This is a genomic window from Leptospiraceae bacterium (assembly GCA_016708435.1).
Taxonomy (GTDB): domain Bacteria; phylum Spirochaetota; class Leptospiria; order Leptospirales; family Leptospiraceae; genus UBA2033.
The window spans coordinates 342,991-366,125 of the sequence record JADJFV010000033.1; the positions used below are offsets into that span (position 1 = coordinate 342,991).

Consider the following 23,135-nt stretch of genomic DNA (forward strand, 5'->3'; position numbering starts at 1 on the left):
TTATGGACAGCTCACTGTGGGATCTAAGGGAATATTATATTTTGAGGATAGATAGCATTCTACGACAGTGCGGTTTACACTCGTAAATGCTCCATCAAAATAAATGACTTCTGCTATTTGTCCATTAAAGGCTGTGGCTGCCCCCTGCGCCCTTCTTTGTCCAACGGTGATGTCGTAGTCTGCAGAAGAAAATGCCGTGGCAGGAGTTGCCACGGAGGCGACTGTTTTCCCGTTCAAATAGAGATTAGCAGTATTACTGATTTGGTAAGTGAAACTATCTATATACGAATTGCCTGATACTAGAGGATCGCTCGAACCCGGCACAGATATAATGTTACAAAGTCCTGCCTCTGCAATATGATGAACCGGTCCTGGCATCCAAACAATCATTTGTTCTTTTTCATAAGAGTTGCACCCAGAAGCAATGGATATGATTCCATGCGAAGAACTTACTACGAGTGTTGGATTAAAAACACTAAAAATTGCATAATTTGATCCTGTCAGACCAGAGCTACCTGCTCTTATTAAATGCTGATTGGACACACTGGAAAAACTGACAGAAGGTTTTGCATTCAAACCAGAAGCAGCAAAAATGGGGGGATTCACCGCGGTCACATGGTTTAGATTTCCGCTATTATCATTCCAAGAAGCAACATTGTTTCCGTTCGCTAGATTGCTTAGGCTATCTGCTTGAAAGTGAATCTTTAAACTGCTTGTTGCAGGCGTTGTTGTCCAAGTTGAAACCTGCATCGGATGATAACCGGATAAAGCCAATATCTCTGCATTTGTCAAAGCAGCATTATAAATCCGAACGTCATCAATATCACCTGTGAAATATCCTGTAACTGCATCCGATCCGATATAAGTGGCAGTGGTAGGAGTGACTGGAGTTGTTGCTGCCAGTGTCGCAATAGAAACTCCATTTAATCTTAAATCCCAGTTGGTTCCAGTTGCAATGAGTGCTATATGGCTCCAAACATTCAGAGGTGGGGCAACGGTTGATGGTATATAGGCGGCTCCTCCCAATATTCCTTTTAGAACATTGCCCGCCCCTGCATCTATCAGAATCCCGTAACCATCGGATCCCGTTCCATTGACTACTATATAATTTAAGCCTGCATTGAATGCAGTTGGTCGAAACCAAGCAGAAAGAGTTACATTTCCCGCAACCGATGTAGTTACTGGAGTTGTTGTGAAAAATTTAGTTGCCCCATTGAATGTATAGGCGCTGTTTGTTGTTCCACTTCTATCCTTTGTTAAGCCAGGTGCTCCAGAGGATGTCAAGCTGTTGTTGTTTCCACTTGCGTCTGCTGGATTCCCGTTGAAATCGTATCTTGCTAAAAGGTTTGTTGGCACTTGCACTGCAATCTGACGAATTTGAGCTGCTGTTAATGCATAATTATAAATACGAACGTCGTCGATTTTGCCTGTGAATTTATTGCTGAAATTGACATTTGCCCCAACGTTTAAGACAGCTAATGTGGTATTTACAGTCGGAAGAGTTCCAGTTCCAATTTGTTTTCCATCTACATAAATACTCGCAGTCGTTCCGCTAAGCGTTCCACAGATATGCTGCCAAGTATTGATTTTTGGAGTGTAAGTAGCATAGCCTGTTGTGCCCCAACTCCAAAAAGAAACATCCGTTGACGGATAAGTGGCGTTAAGTGTTAGCCCCATTGCATTGTCAGTGCTTGCTGTGCCCTGTGAGAGTATAACACTGTTATTCGGGGTGGCGGTTGGATTTACCCAGGCACAATAAGTTCTAGCAGAAGAGGAAGTTGGCAATCCAGCAGGATTCGCAATCGTTAAATACTGGCTCGAACCATCAAATTTATAGCTACCATTTGCATCTCCATCTTTTCCATTTGCTAAAGTTGGTGCTCCGACAGCAGCCAAAGTCAATCCAGAGCCGCCAGCCTCAACGAGAGAGCCAGCTGCAAAGCTAAATTGGAAAAATCCCGAGTTAATAGCAATGCTTATAGTCGCGCTCGTTGAGCCAAATGAATTCGATGCAGTAATCGTATAAGTAGTCGTCGATTGTATGGTAGTTGGAGTTCCGCTCAGAACACAAGAACTGCTGAGAATAAGTCCTGCTGGAAGGGAAGGGCTTGAACTGCAAGAGCTAGGAGTGCCAGTTATCATTGGTGTCTCGTTTGTGATCGCAATATTCTGACTGAAAGTAAAAGGACTGCCCGCATAAACAAGATTAGCCGGTGCAGTTGCACTCACGGTGATACTGATAGTTGTCGAGACACTAGTCGATGCATTGGAAGCAGTAATTGTATAAATAGTAGTCGCTTGCATTGTCGTCGGAGTGCCACTGATTGCACAAGTTGTGTTATCAATGGAAAGTCCGGTTGGCAAGGCTGGGTTTGCCAAGCAGGATGTTATGCTTCCTGAAATCGTTGGAGTAATCGTATTGATTTGAATGCTTTGCGTAAATGTGTAGGGAGAACCTGCATAGCTAATCGCAATTGGTGAAGACGAAGACGAGCTATTGCTACTATTTTTGAGTTTAAAAAGGAACAGAAATTCTAAGCCATTTCTTTCTAATGTAGGCAAACATGAGGAAAAAATAAAACATAAGATGATTGACTTTAGTCTCAAGTGAAAACCCTCAACAGAACGCCATACATTGAACGCGATGATTCCAAATATGTAAAGCCAAATTACCCGCTTCTTCTGAAAATCTGTATTAAGATTGACTGTCTTACTTCATTTCTAATTGTTACACAAGGCAAAGAGGGGTGGTTCTCCATTCTCCTCTCCATTCTCCTTGCTTAAATTGGTATTTTGTTAAGGGGATATTTATGAAATTTCTAAAGAGAAATAGTCATTATTGGGTCGGAAGGACGTTGTCCATGCTGATTATCTTTCTAATCGGAATTCTGGCAGTTACCGGGTGCGGCAAGCAGAAAAAAGATCAATCAACAATGGCTTCGGCTATCGCCATCTTCGCGGCAGGAAGTTCCAATCCAGTAGCTAATGCGAGCACGGGAACAGGAACGGGCACTGGAACATCTGCAGCTGATACAGCAATCGCTACAGACAAAGCGGCTCTGGTGATTACCTATGCGGGAAGCGATAGTTCCTCCAATGTGACTCAGAATTTTACTGTCTCAATAGCGGGTGCCAGTGGTACTACAATTAGCTGGAGCAGCAATAATGGAGCCGTAGCTATTGCCGGAACTGTTGGAACAGTTACAAGATCTGTTGGTATTAATCATGCTACCGTGACATTGACAGCTACGATTTCTAAAAGCGGAGGAACTAGTGATACAAAGGTTTTTACCCTAACGGTAAAAAGAAATATCACAGGTACTACTGCTCTGCGGGTTTACGGACAGGATGGAAGCTTTACCACCGTGAAGACATTGAGTGCTTATACATTAAATACTCCTTCTAAAGTAGTAAAAGATAGTGCTGGTGGTACATATATTGTTGATTTTAATAATAATCGGGTGTTGTATTTTTCTGGGACGAGTATGGTAGCCACACGTGTCTACGGACAGGGTGGTAGTTTTATTACTAATACCGCAAATAAAGGTGGATTGAGTGCGGATAGTTTAAATAGACCGACAAGTGTGGCAGTAGATGCAGGTGGAGTGTATATCGTTGATAACCTGAACCACCGTGTTCTGTATTATTCGGGGACGAATACTACCGCAACTCGTGTGTATGGGCAAGCTGGTAGCTTTATTGTGGGTACTGCGAATAATGGCGGGATAACCGCGAATAGCCTAAATGCTCCAATAGGTATAATGGTGGATACGGGTGGAGTATTTATTGCGGATTCTTCGAATCATCGGGTGCTTTATTACTCTGGAATTAGCACCACCGCTACACGTGTATATGGACAGGGTGGTATTTTTACAATTGCTACTGCTGCCACAACTGCTAACGGTTTACGTAATCCACCTTATGTGACAGCCGATGCCAGTGGAGTATATATCGTTGATGCAGTGAATCATCGGGTGCTTTATTACTCTGGAATTAGCACCACTGCTTCACGTGTATATGGACAGGGCGGCGTTTTTACAACAGGTACTGCTAACAATCCAGCGTTAAACGCGGATAGCTTAAACGGTCCGTATGATGTCGCATTGGATGCGAGTGGCGTGTATATATCAGATACCTCTAATAATCGTGTGCTTTTTTATTCTGGGACTAGTACTACAGCAACGCGAGTTTACGGTCAGAGTGGTAGTTTTACAACAAACACTGCTAATACTGGTGGATTAGGTGCGAGTAGTCTTAGTGCGCCTTATGGAGTCTTCTTGGATGTCAGTGGAGTTTACGTCGCTGATTATTCTAATCATAGGGTGCTTTATTATTCGGGAACTAGCACAACAGCCACGTCGGTTTATGGGCAAGGTAGTTTTACAATTGCCACTGCTAACAACCTGATCAGCGATGGTGGAGATTCTTTTAAGTTAGCAAAGTCTTTAGCGGTAGATGCAAGTGGTATGTATGTTGCTGACTATTCAAATCATCGTGTTTTATTTTTTCCTACGAATAGCACTACAGCCACTCGTGTCTATGGTCAGGGCGGTAGCTTCACAACAAATATTGTCAATAAGGGTGGAGTCAGTGCGGATAGCTTAAATTCACCAAATGGTATCGCGCTAAATGGCAGTGGTGTTTACATCGCTGATTCCCTTAACCACAGGGTGCTCTATTATTCCGGTAATAGCACGACTGCTACTAGAGTTTATGGGCAGGGTGGTAGTTTTATTACAAATGCTCTCAATAATGGTGGCACTGTAGCCACAGATAGTCTTAACACACCGTATGGACTTGCATTGGATGCAAATGGTCTATATGTGTCTGATCAAGGTAATCACCGCATATTGTATTTTAATGGGATTGATACGACCGCTACAAGAGTCTACGGGCAAGCGGGGAGTTTTACGACTGGCACTGCTAACAATCCTGGATTAAGTGCGGATAGTCTAAATGCCCCTGTCATTTAGCTTTAGATTCAGGTGGAATATATGTTGCGGATGCGTTTAATAGCCGAGTGCTTTATTATTCAGGGACTAATACGACCGCGACAAGAGTATATGGACAAGCGGGTAGTTTTTCTACTGGAACCGCCAATAATCCTTCCTTAAGCGCAAACAGTTTAAACCAACCGTATGGGGTTGCCGTCGGTATCGGCGGAATATACATCGCAGATTATTCAAATCATCGAGTATTATTTTATCCCGATATCAGCACTACGCCAACACGAGTCTATGGGCAGGGTGGTAGTTTTACCACAAATACTCTTAATAATGGTGGGATAAGTGCGAATAGTCTGAATGTTCCAGCTGCCGTAACAGTTGATACAGATGGCTCACTGTATATTGCAGATCGTTTGAACAATCGAGTTTTGTGGTATTGAGTTGGCAGAATGGAATAGAATTATGGGAGATGTTGGAAGCAAATTACTATAAAGATAAAGAAAATATATTTTTTAAAGCATACAGTATATCAGCATGCTATCAATGTATGCAAAAATAGGAAAAAATGTTACATATGAATGAATCTAAAACAACAATAGAAGAGCCAAAACGAACTGGATTATTGATCTGGTTGATTGTCTCACAATTTTTTGCAATTTGCTCGCTCGCGTTCTGGGCTGTCTCGGCAACAATGTCCTTAATGTCTTTCGATGCTGGCATAACCATAGCCGCATGGGCTGTTGTTATTGTAGTTTGGTCTTATCCACTTTTCCCAATTGGGATGAGTATTGCTTCGTGGATTGCCTATAAGCGCCGTAAAAACCGATTGGCGGCAATTCTCTCTGGTATGCCGTTAGTGCCACCTGTTGTGTTTTTCATTTTATCAATGTTTATCTTTTCTTCTTAGCCACTTGTCGGTAATGCGTAATTGGGAATGAGGAATGAGGAATGAAATTCGAGATACAATGCTAAAACTACAATGGAAAACATTACTCATTACGCATTATTAATTGCCCATTAAAAGAAAAGTCTCTAAAATTCTCGACGATTACGCTATCTGAGGAAGAAAATTCACGATCAATCAGGAAAAGTTTAACATCTAGTAAGGAAAATGCTATCCAAAGTGGGGAAGATACTCTTCCTAATAAGGAAAATGCCATTCATAGATAGGAAACTTTCATCTTTAATGGGGAAAATCCTATCTATGAATGAGAAAATTGTATCCATTGAAGGGAAACTGCTCTCATTGATTAGGAAAATACTATCCATTAAAGGGAAATTATCATCCTTAATAGGTAAAATCCTATTCATCGAGGAGAAAACACAATCCTTTAGAAGAAATATTCTATCTATACCAAGGAAAACCCTATTTTTTTTAAGAGAATCGATATAATTTCTAAAAAAATTCGTCTTAATAACAGAAAATGGTTATCTGTAGTCTAAGATAGAGTAGTAATAGGGAGGATACATGACACTAAAATCGGGAAATAATACAAATGAGGCAGAAATACCCGCCAAGACAGAAGAAACATCTACAAAGCATTCGCATTCCAAGGCTTATCGAAAGCAAAATATCGCTCAAAGACTAGCAATTGTTAAAAGAGCCTTAGACAATAGCAAAAACAATCCAGAAATCTCCGCTCAATTGGCGGTCTTTGGTTATAACTCTGAGAGAATTCTTTTCTTTGAAAATCTTTACAACGAAGCCGTGGAGGCAAATAGCTATCAGCAAAAGGAATTTGGAGAAAAGTTCGAGGCTCATGCTGAATTTGAAAGGCTTTTTGCTATCGCTAAGAGAGATTATTTCGGAGCACTGAGTGTCGCGAGAGTCGCCTTCAAAAAACAACCCGAAAAGCTTACCAAACTTGGAGCAGATCAAGTAAAAAAGCAAACCATCAGTGGATTAAACGACCAAATGCAAACTTTTTATGACAATGCTCTGAATGATGAAAGCATACTCGAAGCCATGTCCGTCTTTAGTTATGATCAGAAAAAATTGACCGGTTTCAAAGGGAATTTTTTAAGTTCACTATCTGCCTACAGTAATTTTTATCGAGAGAATGCAGAATCAGTCATCGCCACAAAAGCCAGAGATAAAAAAATTGAAGCCCTAGATGATTTCTATTCCGATTTCTTCACCATCGCAAAACTCGCCTTCGCAAATAACCCGCAGTTACTAAAAGAGGTAGTCTAAGCGCAACGACTTCTGGGGTTACAATCAGCAACAGTGAGACTGTGCAATCTTGTTTTTTGAGAAGGGAAAAAAATGAATAAAAAAAAACCAAATGTTGAAATTTAAAAATAGCAACATTTGTTTTTTAAAATTTTATAAAAAAGAAAAACTATCCGGTATTTTATTTTTCTACCTTTGTAGCTAATTCTTCGTATGCTTTTGCTAAATCATCTAAAGATTTTGCTTCTTCTAGCATTTCTTTTTGATGATTGATTTGAGTAGTAGCTTTTCCACCTTTCTTTACACTAGCCATTTCTCTCAGTCTTGCAGCCATTTTCTTTTTGTTATCAGCTTCTTTTAAAAGGTAATTATGAACCGCTTTTTTCTCTTGAGGGCTCTCTGCTTTTTCTACCATTAGCCTTTCGATATCTTCTACTGCATACGCAGAAAAAGAAAACAGAACTAACAACAGTATTGAAATTATTTTTTTCATTTTATCTCCTATGATTTATAAAACTAAAAATTAGACTCAACAACTTCTTTTTAGTTCGCAATATTTGTTTATTAAAAAAAATTTCAGAGAATGTTTTTGGAAATCATTTTAAATTTTTAGTTGTTAATAACATTCATTTCTAAAAAATAAAAGTTAGACTAACACGTATTATACTTTAATGTTTAACTATTAAGAGGCTAATGAAGTGTAATCGTTATTCGTATTTTTCAAAGGAGCATTTGTTATGTTTAATTTCAAAATAAATATTATTTTTTTTCTTATGATTTTACTCTCGGTTTTTTCTGTTTTCTCGCAAGATAAAGAAAATGAATTTAAAAAAGAAAAAACAGAGGGCGAGATTACAGAGACAAAAATAATTCCAATCTCAGATAAATCTATGGAATTAAAGTTGGGTTTTTACGGATTCCTAAAGACAGATTATGTTTATGCAAATCATTCTGTTCTAAGTTATGGAAGAGAAAATCTAGTTGCACCTAACCAAGCGAAACGACATGTGCAAAGAAATGATAACCAACCAACATCTAGTATTCAACTAGCAGATACAAGATTGGGATTCAAAGCGGAGTATGGTAATTTGCTCAATGGAATTATTGAAATGGATTTTATTGATTTTGATAAATCTACACCCAATGTAAATGTAAGACCAAGACTACGACAAGCATATATAAACGCTAAACTAACTAACAATGTAGAATTATTTACAGGTCAGAAATGGGATATTTTTTCTCCACTGAATCCAGAAACTTATAATATAATAAATAGTTTATTTTATTCTGGGAATGTCGGTTGGATTCGGGAACAATTCGGAGTAACATACAAATTAAATCCAGAATTACAGTTTTCAACGGCACTGGGAAATTCTTCTGTAAACACTTCCGCATCTCCTTCCATTTCTGTTGAAAAAAATAAAAATCCGACTTTAGCCGGACAAATGAAATGGACTCCTAATGAGCAGAATACAATTTTTGTTTCTGGAATTTATACTAATAGATCCTATCATGATCCTGCTCTTGATCCTGCCTACTATGATGGAAAACCTTTGGTTTACGATGGCAGCTCTGATTCATTTTTGCTGGCTTCCGAAATAGGGAAATCAAACCGAATCAGAAGAGACGCGACCGGGTTGTCTGCAGGTTCCGAAATGAAACTTTCTAATAGTAAGTTTAGAGTAAAATGGGAAATCAATTGGGGAAGAAATCTCTCTGATTTGAATACGTTAGGAATAGGTCAAGCACAGGTAACTACAAACGATAATAGTTTTCTTTCTTCTCCACAAAGTGTTTTCATTCAGTCAGAAACGGGAGGATTATTGAACGACTCCTATTCTCATAGTTTACGAAAATACAATCAAAACAGAACAGAGGTTAAATCAATTGAAGAAAGGGGAGTCTGGTTGTCTTTCATTTATAAAATCGATCCGAAATGGGAGGTCGGGGTCTTACTAGGAGTGACAAAGATAAGGAATCAAAAAGATTTGAGTCCTGCTTTCTCGGATTCTAAAAAAGGAATTCTTCGTGATTTTTCCAAAGCTCAAGGAGATCCAACAAATGGTATTTGGACTGCGAACCATCTGGGAAGAGTTCGAGAAAACAGCGAGTTTGGATACCACATAACGTATATGTTTGCGGATCGTTTAAAAATTTTTTTCAACATGAATACATACGCACATTCTATCAAGATCCAGATAGCAGAAAGAATGCATTCGCTCACATAAAAAGCTTTGATATTTCTACAGGAAATATCCAATTACAAGAAGTGAAATTTCCATATCAATATTCCTCCGCTGTGGCAAATGCACATGTGTTGAGAATAGGAACTATGTTTGCCTTTTAACATAGTTCCTATTTTTTAAATTTAGCCCGTAGTCTTTAATCCACTTGCAATTGCATTTACGGTTAAGAGCAAATTCATTAGGACTGTTTCTCCTTCCGGATTATTGTCATTAGCCAATAGCTCTCGCCATTTTTTCAAAAGTTTTACTTGTTCGTTGTGCAATAAAACTAATCCGTTTTTTCTATACTGGAATGATTCTAGTAACTGCGGTTTTTTTACTCCTAGCTTTGAATCAAAAATTTCTTCCATGAACTGAACCGTTTTATTGTATTCAGCTAAAATAGTGTTTAAGAATTTTTCTCCGAGCTTTGCGTTAGGAACTAACGTTGTGTATAACTTCATAATATCAGGATCTGCATAGACAAGATTCAATACTACATTACTCATTACATAATATAAAAAATTCCAATCTTTCACTTCTGTTTTTAGAAGAGCAAAACTTTCTGGATTCTTTGTTTTTAATTCTTCGAGTGCACTTCCAATTCCATACCAACCGGGAAGATAAAACCTGGATTGATTCCAACTAAAGACCCAGGGAATCGCACGCAAATCTCCAAGAGATCTTTTTCCTGTTCTTCTAGATGGTCTTGAACCGTGGCGGCTATTCTCTATTACGTCTATAGGTGTTGCGAAACTATAAAATTCCATAAAATCAGGATCAGTCATTAACTCTCTGTAAACCGCTTTACTTTTTTCTGAAAGATCATTCATGTAATTTTCAAAGCGATGCTCTCTTTTTGGTAAAGAAGAATGCTTGATATTAGTAGATGCAGAGCTAGCTAATATTAATTCCAAATTGTAAATAGCTGTATTTCGATTCGCAAATTGTTGCGAGATAACTTCTCCCTGCACAGTCATTCTAATTTTTCCAGAAAAAGAAAAATGAGGAAGTGCCTGCATAAATTTATGCATCTTTCCACCACCACGACTTATCGTTCCACCTCTTCCATGAAAATACATGATTTCCAATCCGTGTTTCTTTGCAATATCCGTTAGCCGCTTCTGGCATAGATATAAATTCCACTGACTCGCAATGATACCACCGTCTTTATTGCTATCGCTGTAGCCTAGCATGACTTGAACGATTGGATTTTTTCCTGGATATTTATTTTGATTATGGAGAATACTTTCTTTTACGATTGGATGCGTTATATACTTTTCAAAAATTTCGGGAGCTTGTTGTAAATCTTCCACTGTTTCAAAAAGAGGAACAATACTCAAAGGACAAAATAGTTTTCCAGAATCTTTATCCAAATGAAGAAGCCCAATTTCTTTTGCAAAAAGATAAACTAGCAAGAGATCGGATAATGATCTTGTCATACTAACTATGACTCCACCGATACTCTTAGCTCCTGAGATTGCTAAATTGTTTTTTACAATTCTAAAATACGTTAACAAGTCCTCCGATTCTTTTTCGGTATGCGAATCGGAAATTAAAAATGGACGCATACTCTGTAGTTCGCTATTGATAAACGAAACTCTTTTGTCCTCTGACCAATTCGAAAATTGAAAATCTTCAAAACCTGCATTCTTTAAAATCTGCTCAAATACCATGTCGTGGTGTTTGCTGTTTTGTCGAATGTCGAGGGAAGCTAAATGAAATCCAAAAGTTTGAATGAGTCTTTGAATTGGAAAAATATCCTTTTCTACAATTCTATTGGCGGAAATTTCAGTTAGCGACAAATTGAGAGTATCCAGATCAGCCAACAATTCTTCAGGTGAATAATACGAATAATCCGTCATTGTCTCAGTTGGCAAGCGGTGAATGATTAGATTTACATACTGACGCCAGGGTTCATCGTGATTTCGCTTGAGACATTCTTCTCCGGTGTTTCCCATGCGCTTTGCTAATTCAGCAATTTTAGTCAAGAAGCGATCAGACGGCATTTGCAATCTATCAGAGAGACTTAACTTTTTTATCAAGTTTGTTAATTCATTTTCGATTAATCGAATTGCTGTTGTTCTAAAAGTTTTGAGGGTATCCTCTGTTACCTGCGGAGTTACAAAAGGGTGACCATCTCTATCTACCCCTACCCAATTTCCAAATCCGAGGAGTGGGAAGTTTTTAGAGTCCTTGATTAAACTTGAATTAAATCCTAAATGCTTCCATGCAAATTTTAGTTTATCGTCAAGACCCGATAGCACATTTGGAAATACATTTTCTAAATAATGAAGGATATTATTTCTTTCCGAAATTACATCTGGCTTTTGTAAATAGATTTCTCCCGTTCTCCACAAACGCTCTAAGGATAATTTTATTTCTTCTCGGATCATTTCTTTTTCGGAGTTAGTCCACATTGAGTTTTCTAATTTTAAAAGATTCAAATACAAAACTCTGTGTTGATCTAAAACTGTAATTCTCTTTGCTTCCGTTGGATGGGCTGTTAAAACTATCTCGGAATAAATATTAGGCAACTGCTTTGAAATATCTTCCTGGGAAAATCCTTTTTCTTTTAAGTCGATTAACTTTTCTACCCAGAGTCCTTTTTGACCTTCTGCTCCTTTTTCGGTTTCGACTTTTCTTCTGTATTGGGCTGCGGCATTTTCTTCTACTATGTTTAAAAGTTGAAAGTAAAGTGATAATACCTGTGAAGTTTTTTCGGAACTCTGTGAATTTAACTGACTCAAATCTAATGAGCCTGATTCTACTTTTTCTAAAATGGAAAGCGCTTCCTTCTCATTTAGCTCAGTTAATACTTCCTTTAAACAGTTTAATGTGTATGTAAGGTCTTTTCTAATTTTCATAATCTCCCCTATCTTGGTTTTGTTAAATGTATTTATAATTTGTGAATTGCATCTCTGTTGAAAAACTTTGGTGCATTATTTTGACTGGGCTTTTTTATTCTTTGGGGTTTCTTTTTCTATAATAATGAAAAAAATCTTTGGAGATAATGAAATAATCCAAAAATAAAAGAAATGGAAGCCTTAGATGATTTCTATTCCGATTTCTTCACCATTGCAATTTACACCCAATTAGCCGCTTGATTTGTTTATTGGATAGAAAATTTGCTAGACTAAGAATGCAAACTTAAAAACCAAAAGAATCGAGATAAAAGAAAGTTAAGCAAGTTATCTGATTGCTAAGTGCTAAAAAAAGCACTTTATTCGATTTTCAGATTGCAATCATGTAAATAGCCTTTTTATCTGGAAAAATACAGGAGTATCGCAAATGACAAGTACGTTTCCGAAGGCGGTGTAGGTTTCCTATGTTCGAAGAAATTGATCAACTAAAGAAGCATTTAGACAAACTTCGTCCCTTAGATCCTCGTTTGGTGAAAAACCAGTTGGACGATTTAATTTTGCGTTGGACCTATCACTCGAATGCTATCGAAGGTAATACCCTTACTCTGCTGGAAACCAAGGTAGTATTGGAAAACGGAATTACGATTGGCGGTAAAACCTTACGAGAACATTTTGAGGCAATTAACCATCGAGAGGCGATTCTTTACCTCTTAGATATTATTCAAAAGAATGAACCATTTTCAGAGTGGCAAATTCGAAGTATCCACCAACTGATTTTGAAAAATATTGATGATGAACAAGCTGGGGGGTATAGAACTATGAATGTAACCATATCGGGGGCAAGTCATATTCCACCGGATCACAGTTTACTGATAGATAAAATGTCTCAATTGGTAGACTGGTATCATTCCCAAGCCAACACTTTACACCCTATAGAAAGAGCCGCAAAAATTCATGCTGATTTTGTAGGAATCCATCCATTCAGTGATGGAAACGGTCGTACCTCTCGTCTACTCATGAACTTAGAATTGATGAAGGCAGGTTATTTGCCTTGTATCATTACAGTAGAAAGTAGACTCAATTATTACCAAACATTAGATGACTGGATTACAAAAAAGGAAACTAGGAATTTTGTTCAACTCATAGCAGATGCAGAGTTAGATGCTTTAAAACAATACCAACGACTATTGGGTTTTTAATAATACTCTTTTAGTCATGCGTCCATACCAAATTAGCACGTTGGGGTTATTTGGACATTGTGCAAGAACTTCAAGAAAGATTCCCGAATCCTGATGGAATTGTCAAAGAAAACTATCCGCACATAGTAAAACTTTGTTTTGATTACACCCAATTAGCCGCTTGTTCTAATTCAAATGCTAATTCCAATAAAGTTTTATCGTGTCCTAAGCCAGCGAAAAATTGCATTCCCAAAGGTAGACCTTCCTTGCTCATTCCAAGAGGAAGGCTAATGGCGGGACCACCGGAGATATTATGAATTGGGGTAAAAGGAACAAATTCTTTTAATCTTTCATAAGCAAGATGAAATTCTACATCAGTAGTGGACAAATATCCAATCTTTGGAGCAGGATGAGCAATCGTAGGACAAAGTATAACATCAAAGTTTTGAAATAGTTTTTCATACTCTCCAAAGAAATGTCTTAATCGATGAAATAGAATGGGGGATTTGAATATATGCTTAAAATAATGTTTCCCAATTTCTTTCGTCCAGTATTCTAACTTTTCATTGTTAAATTTATTATCTACAATCAATCCTCCCATATGACTAAATAAAAAAGCAAGCATTCCCCAATACAGAAAAAAATCATCGCCTACTTGCTTGCCAAAAGGACAAGGAATTTCTTCCACGGAATGTTTTAAATTCTCACATAGTTTTGCAGTGCGATCAACTGTTGCAACGACTTCTAGATGAACAGGTTTATTAAATGGTATGGATTTAAAGAATCCAATTTTTAGTCTTCTTTGGGAAGGATGCTCTACTAGTCCGATTGGAGGAAGCTTTTTGTTTTGATAAAATTTTTCTGCTTCAAAATAAAATTGAGCTGTATCTCTGACTGTGCGACTAACGACTCCCTGACACACGATGTTCACGGGTAAACTACTCAAAGCATCTTCTCTCATCAAACGATCTCTGCTTGGTTTTAAACCAACTAGTCCACAGCAGGCAGCGGGAATTCGAATAGATCCACCGCCATCATTTGCATGTGCAATCGGAACAACTCCGGAAGCAACCAGTGCCGCAGCGCCACCTGAAGAGCCGCCTGTAGAATGCTCCGTGTTCCAGGGATTTCGAGTGCTTCCATTTAACAGAGATTCTGTTGTCGCAGTTAAACCAAATTCACAAAGCGCTGATTTTCCGAGGGAAACAAATCCAAGCGCACTCATTTGTTGGACTAACTTGCTATTCTTTTTCGCTTCGCTTTTGTGCACTGCAAGTGAGCCATAACTAGTTGGAACTCCCATTACATCTTCATTGTCTTTGATAAAGGTGGGAATTCCAGAAAAGAAACCTTCTGACGGAGTTTTAGAATTTTTTCTAGCTAGATCGTAAGTCTTTGTGATAATCGCATTTAGAAAAGGATTTACCTTCTCTGCTCTTTGAATAGAAGCTTCTAGAATTTCTTCCGCTTTAATTTCTTTTTTAGAAATCAATTTCGCCAATTCTACCGCATCTTTTTTTCCCATTATATCATTACAAAACGCACTTATCATATTTTCCTTCTTGTTGATGATTAAAAAATAGTAAATGTAAACACTCTATTATTTGCTTTATCCGTGAAATAAACTTTTCTTGCAGTGTCTATCGAAATCCCATAAGGGGTAAAAGTTGCACTGATTGTTGAGCTAACATTGGTTATGGTTGCATAATCTACAAGTGTAGTCGCAATACCAGATGAAGTAATCATTCGAATTTTATTATTGGAAGTATCTGCTATGTATACATTCCCATTCGAATCAACGGCAACGCCTGAGGGACGATCAAATAAAGCAGATAATGCAGGTCCATCTAAGAAACCAGAATCGCCAGTTCCTCCAATTGTAGTCACCACTCCCGCTTGCGTCATCATCTTGATTTTGTTATTATTTGTATCTGCTATATAGATATTTCCTAAAGAATCTACTGCGACTCCGAGAGGATTACTAAAAACAGCTCCACCGATTGAACTGACTATTCCGCCAGAAGTTACCTTTCTAATTTTGTTATTGATAGTATCCGCGACATATAAGTTCCCTGAAGTATCTATTGCAATTCCGGAAGGAGTATTAAAAGAGGCAGAAGTTCCGTTGGCATCGGTAGAACCAGAACTGCCAGAGCCGGCAAGTGTGCTCACTGTTCCCGAAGAAATTTTGCGAATTCTATGATTATTCGAGTCAGCTATATACAAATTTCCGCTCGTATCAATGGCGACACCAAGAGGAGATCTAAAAGCTGCCGATGCCGCTAGACCTTCCGTATAGGCATAACTTCCTGAGCCTGCAAAAGTAGTCACATCACCAGATGAAGTAACTCTTCTAATTTTTTCGTTATTCTCATCTGCTACATAAGAATTTCCCTCACTGCCGATTGCTATTCCGGAAGGATAATAAAATGATGCCGCAGTCCTTGATCCATCAGTCGAACCCGGACTACCCGAACCGGCAAGAACATAAGGCACCACAGGATAGGCAACTGTAACTCTAATATCGGTCGTAGTGCCCCCATGAGAATTTGAGGCGGTGATTAAATGAAGTGTTGCCGCTTGAAGAACAGTTGGGCTGCCGCCTATTTCACAGGTAGACGGATTCAGAGTAAGTCCCGCAGGCAAAGCCGGGCTCGCTGTGCAACTTGTTACGGATCCGCTTACATTCACGAGCCCAGCAGAGGCAGGCTGAAGCAAAAAAAATTTATAAGAAAGTTCATAGTAAGACAACCCGGAGGGAGGAGTTCCTGTTGACGTTGTTGCGGTATTTGCCTTAGGAGCCGGGTATCTAAGATTATATAAAAATAAATTTACAAAAAGTCCAACTCCGCCTTTTGCATCGAGAGGATTTGATCTCGAAGGAGTCGAATCGGAATAACAATTTAAAAAGAATGAAATCGATAAGAAATAAATAATTAAGTATTTCATAAAAATCTCCTCTACTAAAATTTTTTGTCCAGAGTTAATGAATAGAATGATTCAATGCCTCTATTGTAAGTTGGGATTGTTTTCATATCCGCTTTCCAACTCGTAGAAGTATCTTTGTATATATGGGATTGATCCGAAATTGGTTTACTTAAAATTACATCAACTAATGAAATTGTCCAAATGAATAGAGCACCGAATTCCATCTGGTTACTCAAATCCGCATGGGTTTTAATTGCTTTATCAATATTATTAAAATAGGCAACATTCGCCATATAGAGTATACCAAAATTATTTGCAGGAGTGCTCAAAAATAATAGGGAAGGCAAAGCGAGATCCTGGTATGAGTTCATGGATTTTAGATATCGTTGGTGTTGAGAATAGGAGCCGACTACTAGTCCTAGAAAACTGATCATATAAACCGATCCCCGAATCGAATTTCCATTCTTCGTCTGTCCCCATCCGGGTAAGACAGCCGATCTCCAAATATAAGGGAAGCGAGAAATATCTTCTTCTACTTTTTTATCGACAAGGCTTACCGGTGGCTTTGCCGCTACCGTAATTGCCAGATCTCCCGTTCTTTCTCCATATATTTTAGTATACGGCTTCTGTTGTTTATTCTTATTGAGTGACCATTGTCGCACGGCTTTTTCTACAAATATTTGCAATTCTCCGAAGGAAACTACTCCGTCTCCATTCTCATCTGCTTTTCCTTCCATACCATAAATTAAATTTTTGGTAAATACACCGTAATCTGATTCGTCATCTTCGTAGCTAAAATACCCTGACTTTGTGGAATAGAATGTAGCAGCCACTTCCGCTTCCGTATATACTTTTTCGCGAATGCTATCTCTTACGGCGCTTTTGGATGTATACAAAATATCTCTACAAGCATCTAATATTAAAAGGGATTTTTTGATTTTCTTCTCTTGAAATTTTTTGACAATCCAATCAATTTTTAGCGAGGTGGTAAATTTTTTATCTGCAACTGTATCTACTGTTAATAAATATCCGTTCTCATCAAAATCGGATATGCCATGACCGGAAAAATACAATACAATCATATCCTCAGGAGTGATGAATCTTAAAATGCTTTCTACTTTCTCTTCAATATTTAGTTTTGTCGGATACAAATGGTTTGAGTCATTTTTAAGAATGTCATCTGTCATGACAAAAACTTGATCGAACTGTCCGAGCTCTTTCAAAATCTTTCCCATTGCTTTTGCATCATTTCTTGCTTTGGACAAATCCGAGATTGTAGAATCATTATAATCATTGATTCCTATTATAAGTGCATATCTCTTCCCTACATTGATTGGAGTTCCTTCTTCATCTATTTCCGTTAATTTGAATCCTTTGGTTTTGATATTATATTTTTTAGTTTGTTTTGGATTCGTTTCCTGTGCGTAAAGACTGAGTGATATTATTAGAATTAGAATAAGACTTTTCCACATGGAATTTAACCTCGCTAGGGTTATTACCTGACAAATACTGTGGAACTGTCAAGCTATTTAATTTTCTCCTGCAAGGATAAACTCGTATAGTCTATGCATAATTATCCGCTCTAGTATAAAAACTAATTAAATAAAAGAAAGTCCACAGAAGTGTTTGCTTACCAGAACGGCGCCAAATTTTATTATGCCGCTAGATGATTTTGTGGCAAACTAAGAGTATTAGCCGAGCAAGTCTCTCACAGCGTAAATTACATCTTCTACATCTTCATCAGTCATACCGGCGAAGAGGGGAAGAGATACAGCCTTATCATACATCTTACTTGCGTTCGGAAAATTCTTACGATTGAAGTTGTAAGTTTTTTTATAATAGGGATGTTCAAAGATTGGGATGAAGTGCAGGCTAGTCCCTATATTGCGCTCTTTTAGTTCTTCTACTAAAGTATCACGTCCCATTTTGGCTAGCTTGGGATCTAATTCTATTCTATATAAATGCCAGGAGTGGTGACCATTCTCATCGGGTAATGGTAATTTAACTCCCCTGATATCCGCAAAGGCAGAATTGTATCTAAGTGCGATTTCTTCTCGGCGCGACCAAAACCCATTAGCCTCATGAAGTTGAACAATTCCTAGAGCCGCCGCAATATCCGTCATATTGTATTTGAAACCGGCATCGACTACTTCATAATACCAACCCGGACGATTGTAGGCATCGCGGTTAATCCCATGTAACCGCATGAGTCGAATTCTGTCAGCCAGCTCTTTATGATTGGTAGTTACCATTCCACCTTCACCGGTTGTGATTCCTTTTGTTGCATAAAAACTAAATACAGTAAAATCACCCCAAGCTCCTATCATTTTGTCTTTATGCTTGGCGGGGAAAGCATGAGCTGCGTCTTCGATTACGTATAGGTTATATCTATCCGCAATTTTTATAATCCCTTCCATATCGCAGGTATAGCCGGCGAGGTGAACGGGAATCAAGGCACGAATTTTTTTGCCTGACTCGATATGTTGTAGAGTTTTTCCATCCCAGTTGCATTCCCGCTCGATTAAATCGGAAAGTGTTTTTGGGGTCATAATATTGTGAATCGGATCGACATCGGTTAAAAGAGGGGTTGCTCCAAAATAGCAAATCACTTCGGCAGAGGCGGTAAATGTCACAGAGCTTGTAATGACGGCATCATTTTCCGTAAGACCGATTGCTTCTAAAGCCAAATGGAGTCCTGCTGTTGCAGAATTTAATGCGATTGCTTGGGTAGTCCCTACAAATTCAGCGAATTCCTTTTCGAATTGTTTTACTTTGGGTCCTGAAGTTACCCAGCCGGAACGTAAAACAGCCGCGACTTCCTCGATTGCCTCCTCTGAAATGGATGGTAATGCAAACGGGAGGAAGGTTTTTCTGATGGTTCTCATACTATGTCTAATCCTTTTAATAAACTTCGTCCTAAAAAAATTTTTCTGAACTGAAAATTGACACTGAATTGCCAATAAAAGGCTTTCTACAAAAATATAATTAAATACTATTTTATGCTTTATTCGATATGATTACTAGATATTTTGAATAAAGAAGTAAATTAATTTTTGACAAAACCCGTGAAAGCAAAGTTTGAACAAATACTGACTAGAATCTCCATTATAGATAGAGATGTAAACGAATTAAATCGTATTAAAAGCAAACTTCCCGACGATCGACCTTATTCTTCTGGTCTACAATTAATCTTTGATAAACAGATCAATAATCTACTCGATGAGCGAGATATTCTTTTGGGGCAAACAGTTCCTAACCCGCCTGCTTGGCTCGTTGGGGATATAACGAATGGACACCATAAACATGAAGTCATTCAAACCATTCCCACGATTGATCCAAATTATAAAAATACCGAGCCAACGGAACAAGAAGTCATGGCTTTCATCAAGGCACTTCCGAAGACAGAAATTCATTTACACCTAGAAGCCTGCGTAAACAAACCGACTCTCAAAGAAATGTTTAAAAAAAATGGAGTCGAAATTACAGAAGAAGAATTTGATAAAAAATTCATGTTCCATGATTTGAACGGATTTATCCAATTATTCTTATTTATCCAAAGTGCTGTTAAATCACACGAAGATTTTTCTTTTATGATAGATAGTCTCGCCGAATACATGAGAGCGGATAATATTATTTATACCGAAGTATTTGTCGCGCCAACTAAATTTATTCAGAACGGAATCGACTTTGATAAGATGATCGAAGTCATGGTAAATCGCATTCGTGAATTAAGAGAGCAAGAAGGAATCGAGATTCGATTGCTCATAGATGTATCTCGCACATTCGGAGCAGAAAATGCGATGAACAATCTCAACCGAGTGTTAAATCTAAATTACCCGGAAGTGCTTGGCATTGGTCTAGGCGGTGCTGAATTGCTCGGTCCTGCCAAAGATTATGAAGAAGTATTTCAAAAAGCAAGAGAGGCAGGGCTACACACTGTTATCCACGCTGGGGAAGATGACGGTCCTTGGTCTATCTGGGATTCTATTAATTATCTAAAAGTTGAGCGTATAGGACACGGAACATCTGCCATTCAAGATTCTGATTTAGTTGATTTTCTAAAAGAATCACAAATTCCAATTGAGATTTGTCTTACTAGCAATGTATTCACAGGAAAATACGTCAAGAAAGAAGAAAATCATCCCGTTCGCGAATACTATGACAGAGGCGTTTACACCTGTATCAACACAGATGACCCGGAGATATTCGATGTTAACCTCAGCTATGAATATTTCAAACTCTATCGCTTCTTAAATTTCTCTATTGAAGAATTAATTGACCTTATTAAAAAAGGCGTCTTCGCAACCTTTCATCCCGATAAAGAAGCTTTATGGAAAAGAGTCAACAGTGAAATCATCAAAGTCAGAACAAAGCATAATTTTTAGTTAAGGCTAATTTATTTTAATCGCAGGTAATGATGATTAATCCAAAACTACTCCATAATGATGAAACAATTTTTAAATTTAAAAGTATCATTACTCATTTAGAAATCCCGATTAGCCGTATCTATCTGTTTGGAAGCAGGGCAAAAGGAAACCAAAATCCAGATAGTGATTATGATTTTTTAGTTTTACTTGCCAATATCAAAGACAATGATTTAGTAAGAAAGTATAGAAGAACGATCGTCTTAAAAGCACATAGTGAAATTCCGAATATTCCATTTGATATTTTAGTTAAAAATTTAGAAGAATTCGATTCCTATAAATCAGAGATTAATACTTTGTATAATGAAATCTACCAACAAGGTATTGAAATTTGAAAACCAATATTGTAGATAATTTTTTGATAAAAGCATCTCGTGATCTTGGAACAGCAGAATTAATATTTAAGAATAAACCTGAATTTACAGATACATTAACTTTTCATTGTCAGCAAACTATTGAAAAATCCTTAAAAGCCTACTTAACATTTCATAACACAAAGATAAAATCAAATCATGATTTGATTTATTTGATTGAAAAATGTTCTGAGCTAGATTCAGAATTTTCATCTTTTTCAAAAGACCTATTTGCTGACGTGAATGATATTGGAATGTCAGTAAGATATGATGACATTGAAAATGATCCGAAAGAAGAGGAAGCTTTTCATTATTTAGAGTTCACAAGAGAAATTTATTCTTTTGTGAAACAGAAATTAAATAAATGAGATTAAGTTAGAAATAATCAATTCATGCTAAAAAATATCGCCAACCGTAAATTCTTTCAATTTCAAAATCTAAATCTTTCCTATCTAGATTCAGAAACACAATCAGAGCAAATAATACTAATTACCCACGCAAATGGTTACAGTGCGGAGTGTTATTCCTATTTAATCGAAGCGCTCCGAGACAAATACAGAGTAATCGCACTTGACTTTTCCGGGCATGGGCAGTCAGAGCCATTCTATGATTTTACTAGTTGGGATTTTTTAAGGGAGCAGATATTGGCACTCGTAGAGCTTGAGAAGTTGAGTAATATTATTTCGATTGGTCATTCTATGGGTGGTTCAAGTGTATTGCGTGCCTCCAAAAAAAAGCCGAGTTTGTTTAAGAAGCTAATCCTATTTGACCCCACTTTTTTAAGTATACCGATTCTTGTTTACGGAAGTCTATTCGGAATTCCAATTGCTAAGAATGCAATCAAAAGAAGAAGGAATTTTAAGAACATTGATCAAGTTAGAAAAGTGTTTAAAAAATTTTCTGCTTTTTCGAATTGGAATGAGCGGGTATATGACGATTATCTCAGGTCATGCTTTCGTGCTTCCGGTGAGGAAGTAGAACTCATTTGTGATCCCAAATTAGAAGCAAGGTATTTTAGCACACCGAGTTTTAGGAGCTTCCTTGACTTTGGAAAAAATAAACTAGAGACTCATATCATTATACCCCAAAAATTCGAAGTATGCTCACCCTTGCGTGGTAAAAAAATCGTTGCGGGTAATCCTAATTCAACGCTAACTGTCATCCCCGATGGAACCCATTTTTTTCCTTTTGAGAAGACGGAGTTTACGCTTAATAAAATTAAGGAGTTGTTATGAACCTATTCTTCTATCTATCCAAACTGCTGACTATTTTCCTCTTCCCACTTCCGCTTTGTATTTTATTTGCTCTTTTTCTGATTCTTTTTAAAATCAAAGGTGCAAAGAATAAATTTCTTTCCTTTCTTCCCATCGGCTTACTTTATTTAGCTTCAAGCTTTCCCGTTTGCCAGGCTTTAATTTCGAGTCTAGAAGAAGATTTTCCACCAACGGCAATCGAAAACACGACAAAGGCAGATGTGATTGTAGTGCTTGGTGGAATGATCAACACACTAAGTGCTTATCCTGAAAGAGTAGAACTTTTAAGTTCGGGTGATCGGCTAACAGATAGTATACTCTTATACAAAGCGGGAAGGGCAGAGCAGATATTATTTACCGGTGGTTCTGGAATTTTATTTGAGCAGGAAATCAAAGAAGCTGGCTTTGCAAAAAAGTTCTTAATTAGTTTCGGAGTGCCGGAGAATAAAATACTTATAGAATCGGAATCAAGAAATACATTTGAAAATGCACTCTATACGAAAAAGATTCTTGAAGAAAAAAAAATGAATCGTATAATCCTTGTTACCTCCGCATTTCATATGAAGAGGTCTTTTGCTATTTTTAAAAAATTAGGATTAGAGGTAATTCCTTTTCCAACAGATTATCGTGCGCTTAATATGGGGTTGAACTTTGATGCATTTGTCCCCTCTACGGGTGCGCTTGATACGACTACATTAGCAATCAAAGAATGGATTGGAATTATTGCCTATGAATGGAAGGGCTATATGTGAAAAAAAGTCTTGTCAGTTTTTTAAATTAGTATAAAATAA

18 protein-coding genes are annotated in these 23,135 nt (G+C 37.6%); 11 read left to right on the forward strand and 7 right to left on the reverse strand.

The window, feature by feature from the left end:
- Positions 1-2,562: a putative Ig domain-containing protein gene (locus IPH52_22360; protein MBK7057742.1), complete on the reverse strand. Its 2,562-nt coding sequence runs from the start codon at positions 2,560-2,562 to the stop codon at positions 1-3.
- 248 nt (positions 2,563-2,810) lie between these two features.
- On the opposite strand from IPH52_22360, the gene IPH52_22365 reads away from it, so the two are divergent.
- The 4 genes from IPH52_22365 (at position 2,811) to IPH52_22380 (ending at position 7,140) form a co-directional block, all read left to right on the forward strand.
- Positions 2,811-4,973, forward strand: a complete 2,163-nt coding sequence (locus IPH52_22365) for an NHL repeat-containing protein (GenBank protein ID MBK7057743.1) — start codon at positions 2,811-2,813, stop codon at positions 4,971-4,973.
- Between the two features lie 47 nt (positions 4,974-5,020).
- The gene (locus tag IPH52_22370; protein ID MBK7057744.1) at positions 5,021-5,386 is read left to right on the forward strand and encodes a hypothetical protein; all 366 of its coding nucleotides are present in this window, start codon (positions 5,021-5,023) and stop codon (positions 5,384-5,386) included.
- A 134-nt stretch (positions 5,387-5,520) separates the two neighbouring features.
- Entirely contained in the window at positions 5,521-5,853 is a 333-nt protein-coding gene (locus IPH52_22375) for a hypothetical protein (GenBank protein MBK7057745.1), read from the forward strand.
- A gap of 561 nt (positions 5,854-6,414) precedes the next feature.
- Entirely contained in the window at positions 6,415-7,140 is a 726-nt protein-coding gene (locus IPH52_22380; protein ID MBK7057746.1) for a hypothetical protein, read from the forward strand.
- 160 nt (positions 7,141-7,300) lie between these two features.
- Here IPH52_22380 and IPH52_22385 read toward each other — a convergent pair whose 3' ends face one another.
- The gene (locus IPH52_22385) at positions 7,301-7,612 is read right to left on the reverse strand and encodes a hypothetical protein (GenBank protein MBK7057747.1); all 312 of its coding nucleotides are present in this window, start codon (positions 7,610-7,612) and stop codon (positions 7,301-7,303) included.
- Between the two features lie 244 nt (positions 7,613-7,856).
- Here IPH52_22385 and IPH52_22390 point away from each other — a divergent pair, with 244 nt between their 5' ends.
- Complete coding sequence (locus IPH52_22390) at positions 7,857-9,347, forward strand: hypothetical protein (protein MBK7057748.1); 1,491 nt, start codon at positions 7,857-7,859, stop codon at positions 9,345-9,347.
- 140 nt (positions 9,348-9,487) lie between these two features.
- Here IPH52_22390 and IPH52_22395 read toward each other — a convergent pair whose 3' ends face one another.
- Entirely contained in the window at positions 9,488-12,211 is a 2,724-nt protein-coding gene (locus IPH52_22395) for a phosphoenolpyruvate carboxylase (GenBank protein MBK7057749.1), read from the reverse strand.
- 461 nt (positions 12,212-12,672) lie between these two features.
- Here IPH52_22395 and IPH52_22400 point away from each other — a divergent pair, with 461 nt between their 5' ends.
- Positions 12,673-13,407: a Fic family protein gene (locus IPH52_22400; GenBank protein MBK7057750.1), complete on the forward strand. Its 735-nt coding sequence runs from the start codon at positions 12,673-12,675 to the stop codon at positions 13,405-13,407.
- A gap of 142 nt (positions 13,408-13,549) precedes the next feature.
- Here the strand turns inward: IPH52_22400 and IPH52_22405 are convergent, their stop codons facing one another.
- The 4 genes from IPH52_22405 to IPH52_22420 form a co-directional block, all read right to left on the reverse strand.
- The gene (locus tag IPH52_22405) at positions 13,550-14,938 is read right to left on the reverse strand and encodes an amidase (protein ID MBK7057751.1); all 1,389 of its coding nucleotides are present in this window, start codon (positions 14,936-14,938) and stop codon (positions 13,550-13,552) included.
- A gap of 20 nt (positions 14,939-14,958) precedes the next feature.
- A complete protein-coding gene (locus tag IPH52_22410) occupies positions 14,959-16,335 on the reverse strand; it encodes a hypothetical protein (GenBank protein ID MBK7057752.1) in 1,377 nt (458 codons plus the stop codon).
- Between the two features lie 14 nt (positions 16,336-16,349).
- On the reverse strand, positions 16,350-17,786 hold the full coding sequence (locus IPH52_22415; protein ID MBK7057753.1) for a caspase family protein: 1,437 nt from the start codon (positions 17,784-17,786) through the stop codon (positions 16,350-16,352).
- 219 nt (positions 17,787-18,005) lie between these two features.
- Complete coding sequence (locus IPH52_22420; protein MBK7057754.1) at positions 18,006-19,199, reverse strand: DegT/DnrJ/EryC1/StrS aminotransferase family protein; 1,194 nt, start codon at positions 19,197-19,199, stop codon at positions 18,006-18,008.
- Positions 19,200-19,379: 180 nt separating this feature from the next.
- On the opposite strand from IPH52_22420, the gene add reads away from it, so the two are divergent.
- From add to IPH52_22445, 5 genes are read left to right on the forward strand one after another with little or no spacing between them, the layout of a single operon-like run.
- Positions 19,380-20,699, forward strand: coding sequence for an adenosine deaminase (gene add, locus IPH52_22425; protein MBK7057755.1), 1,320 nt, complete (start codon positions 19,380-19,382; stop codon positions 20,697-20,699).
- Between the two features lie 29 nt (positions 20,700-20,728).
- Entirely contained in the window at positions 20,729-21,073 is a 345-nt protein-coding gene (locus IPH52_22430) for a nucleotidyltransferase domain-containing protein (protein ID MBK7057756.1), read from the forward strand.
- Positions 21,070-21,459: a HEPN domain-containing protein gene (locus IPH52_22435; GenBank protein MBK7057757.1), complete on the forward strand. Its 390-nt coding sequence runs from the start codon at positions 21,070-21,072 to the stop codon at positions 21,457-21,459. The genes IPH52_22430 and IPH52_22435 overlap by 4 nt, the downstream gene beginning before the upstream one ends.
- Positions 21,460-21,483: 24 nt before the next feature.
- Positions 21,484-22,326, forward strand: coding sequence for an alpha/beta hydrolase (locus IPH52_22440; GenBank protein MBK7057758.1), 843 nt, complete (start codon positions 21,484-21,486; stop codon positions 22,324-22,326).
- Complete coding sequence (locus IPH52_22445) at positions 22,323-23,096, forward strand: YdcF family protein (GenBank protein MBK7057759.1); 774 nt, start codon at positions 22,323-22,325, stop codon at positions 23,094-23,096. The genes IPH52_22440 and IPH52_22445 overlap by 4 nt, the downstream gene beginning before the upstream one ends.
- The last annotated feature ends 39 nt before the right edge of the window (positions 23,097-23,135 follow it).

Bases quoted from the DNA above. Each gene is read 5' to 3' on its own strand.
- IPH52_22365 (MBK7057743.1), top strand. From the start codon at position 2,811: ATGAAATTTCTAAAGAGAAATAGTCATTATTGGGTCGGAAGGACGTTG.
- IPH52_22375 (MBK7057745.1), top strand. From the start codon at position 5,521: ATGAATGAATCTAAAACAACAATAGAAGAGCCAAAACGAACTGGATTA.
- IPH52_22380 (MBK7057746.1), top strand. From the start codon at position 6,415: ATGACACTAAAATCGGGAAATAATACAAATGAGGCAGAAATACCCGCC.
- IPH52_22385 (MBK7057747.1), bottom strand. From the start codon at position 7,612: ATGAAAAAAATAATTTCAATACTGTTGTTAGTTCTGTTTTCTTTTTCT.
- IPH52_22390 (MBK7057748.1), top strand. From the start codon at position 7,857: ATGTTTAATTTCAAAATAAATATTATTTTTTTTCTTATGATTTTACTC.
- IPH52_22395 (MBK7057749.1), bottom strand. From the start codon at position 12,211: ATGAAAATTAGAAAAGACCTTACATACACATTAAACTGTTTAAAGGAA.
- IPH52_22400 (MBK7057750.1), top strand. From the start codon at position 12,673: ATGTTCGAAGAAATTGATCAACTAAAGAAGCATTTAGACAAACTTCGT.
- IPH52_22405 (MBK7057751.1), bottom strand. From the start codon at position 14,938: ATGATAAGTGCGTTTTGTAATGATATAATGGGAAAAAAAGATGCGGTA.
- IPH52_22410 (MBK7057752.1), bottom strand. From the start codon at position 16,335: ATGAAATACTTAATTATTTATTTCTTATCGATTTCATTCTTTTTAAAT.
- IPH52_22415 (MBK7057753.1), bottom strand. From the start codon at position 17,786: ATGTGGAAAAGTCTTATTCTAATTCTAATAATATCACTCAGTCTTTAC.
- IPH52_22420 (MBK7057754.1), bottom strand. From the start codon at position 19,199: ATGAGAACCATCAGAAAAACCTTCCTCCCGTTTGCATTACCATCCATT.
- IPH52_22430 (MBK7057756.1), top strand. From the start codon at position 20,729: ATGATGATTAATCCAAAACTACTCCATAATGATGAAACAATTTTTAAA.
- IPH52_22440 (MBK7057758.1), top strand. From the start codon at position 21,484: ATGCTAAAAAATATCGCCAACCGTAAATTCTTTCAATTTCAAAATCTA.
- IPH52_22445 (MBK7057759.1), top strand. From the start codon at position 22,323: ATGAACCTATTCTTCTATCTATCCAAACTGCTGACTATTTTCCTCTTC.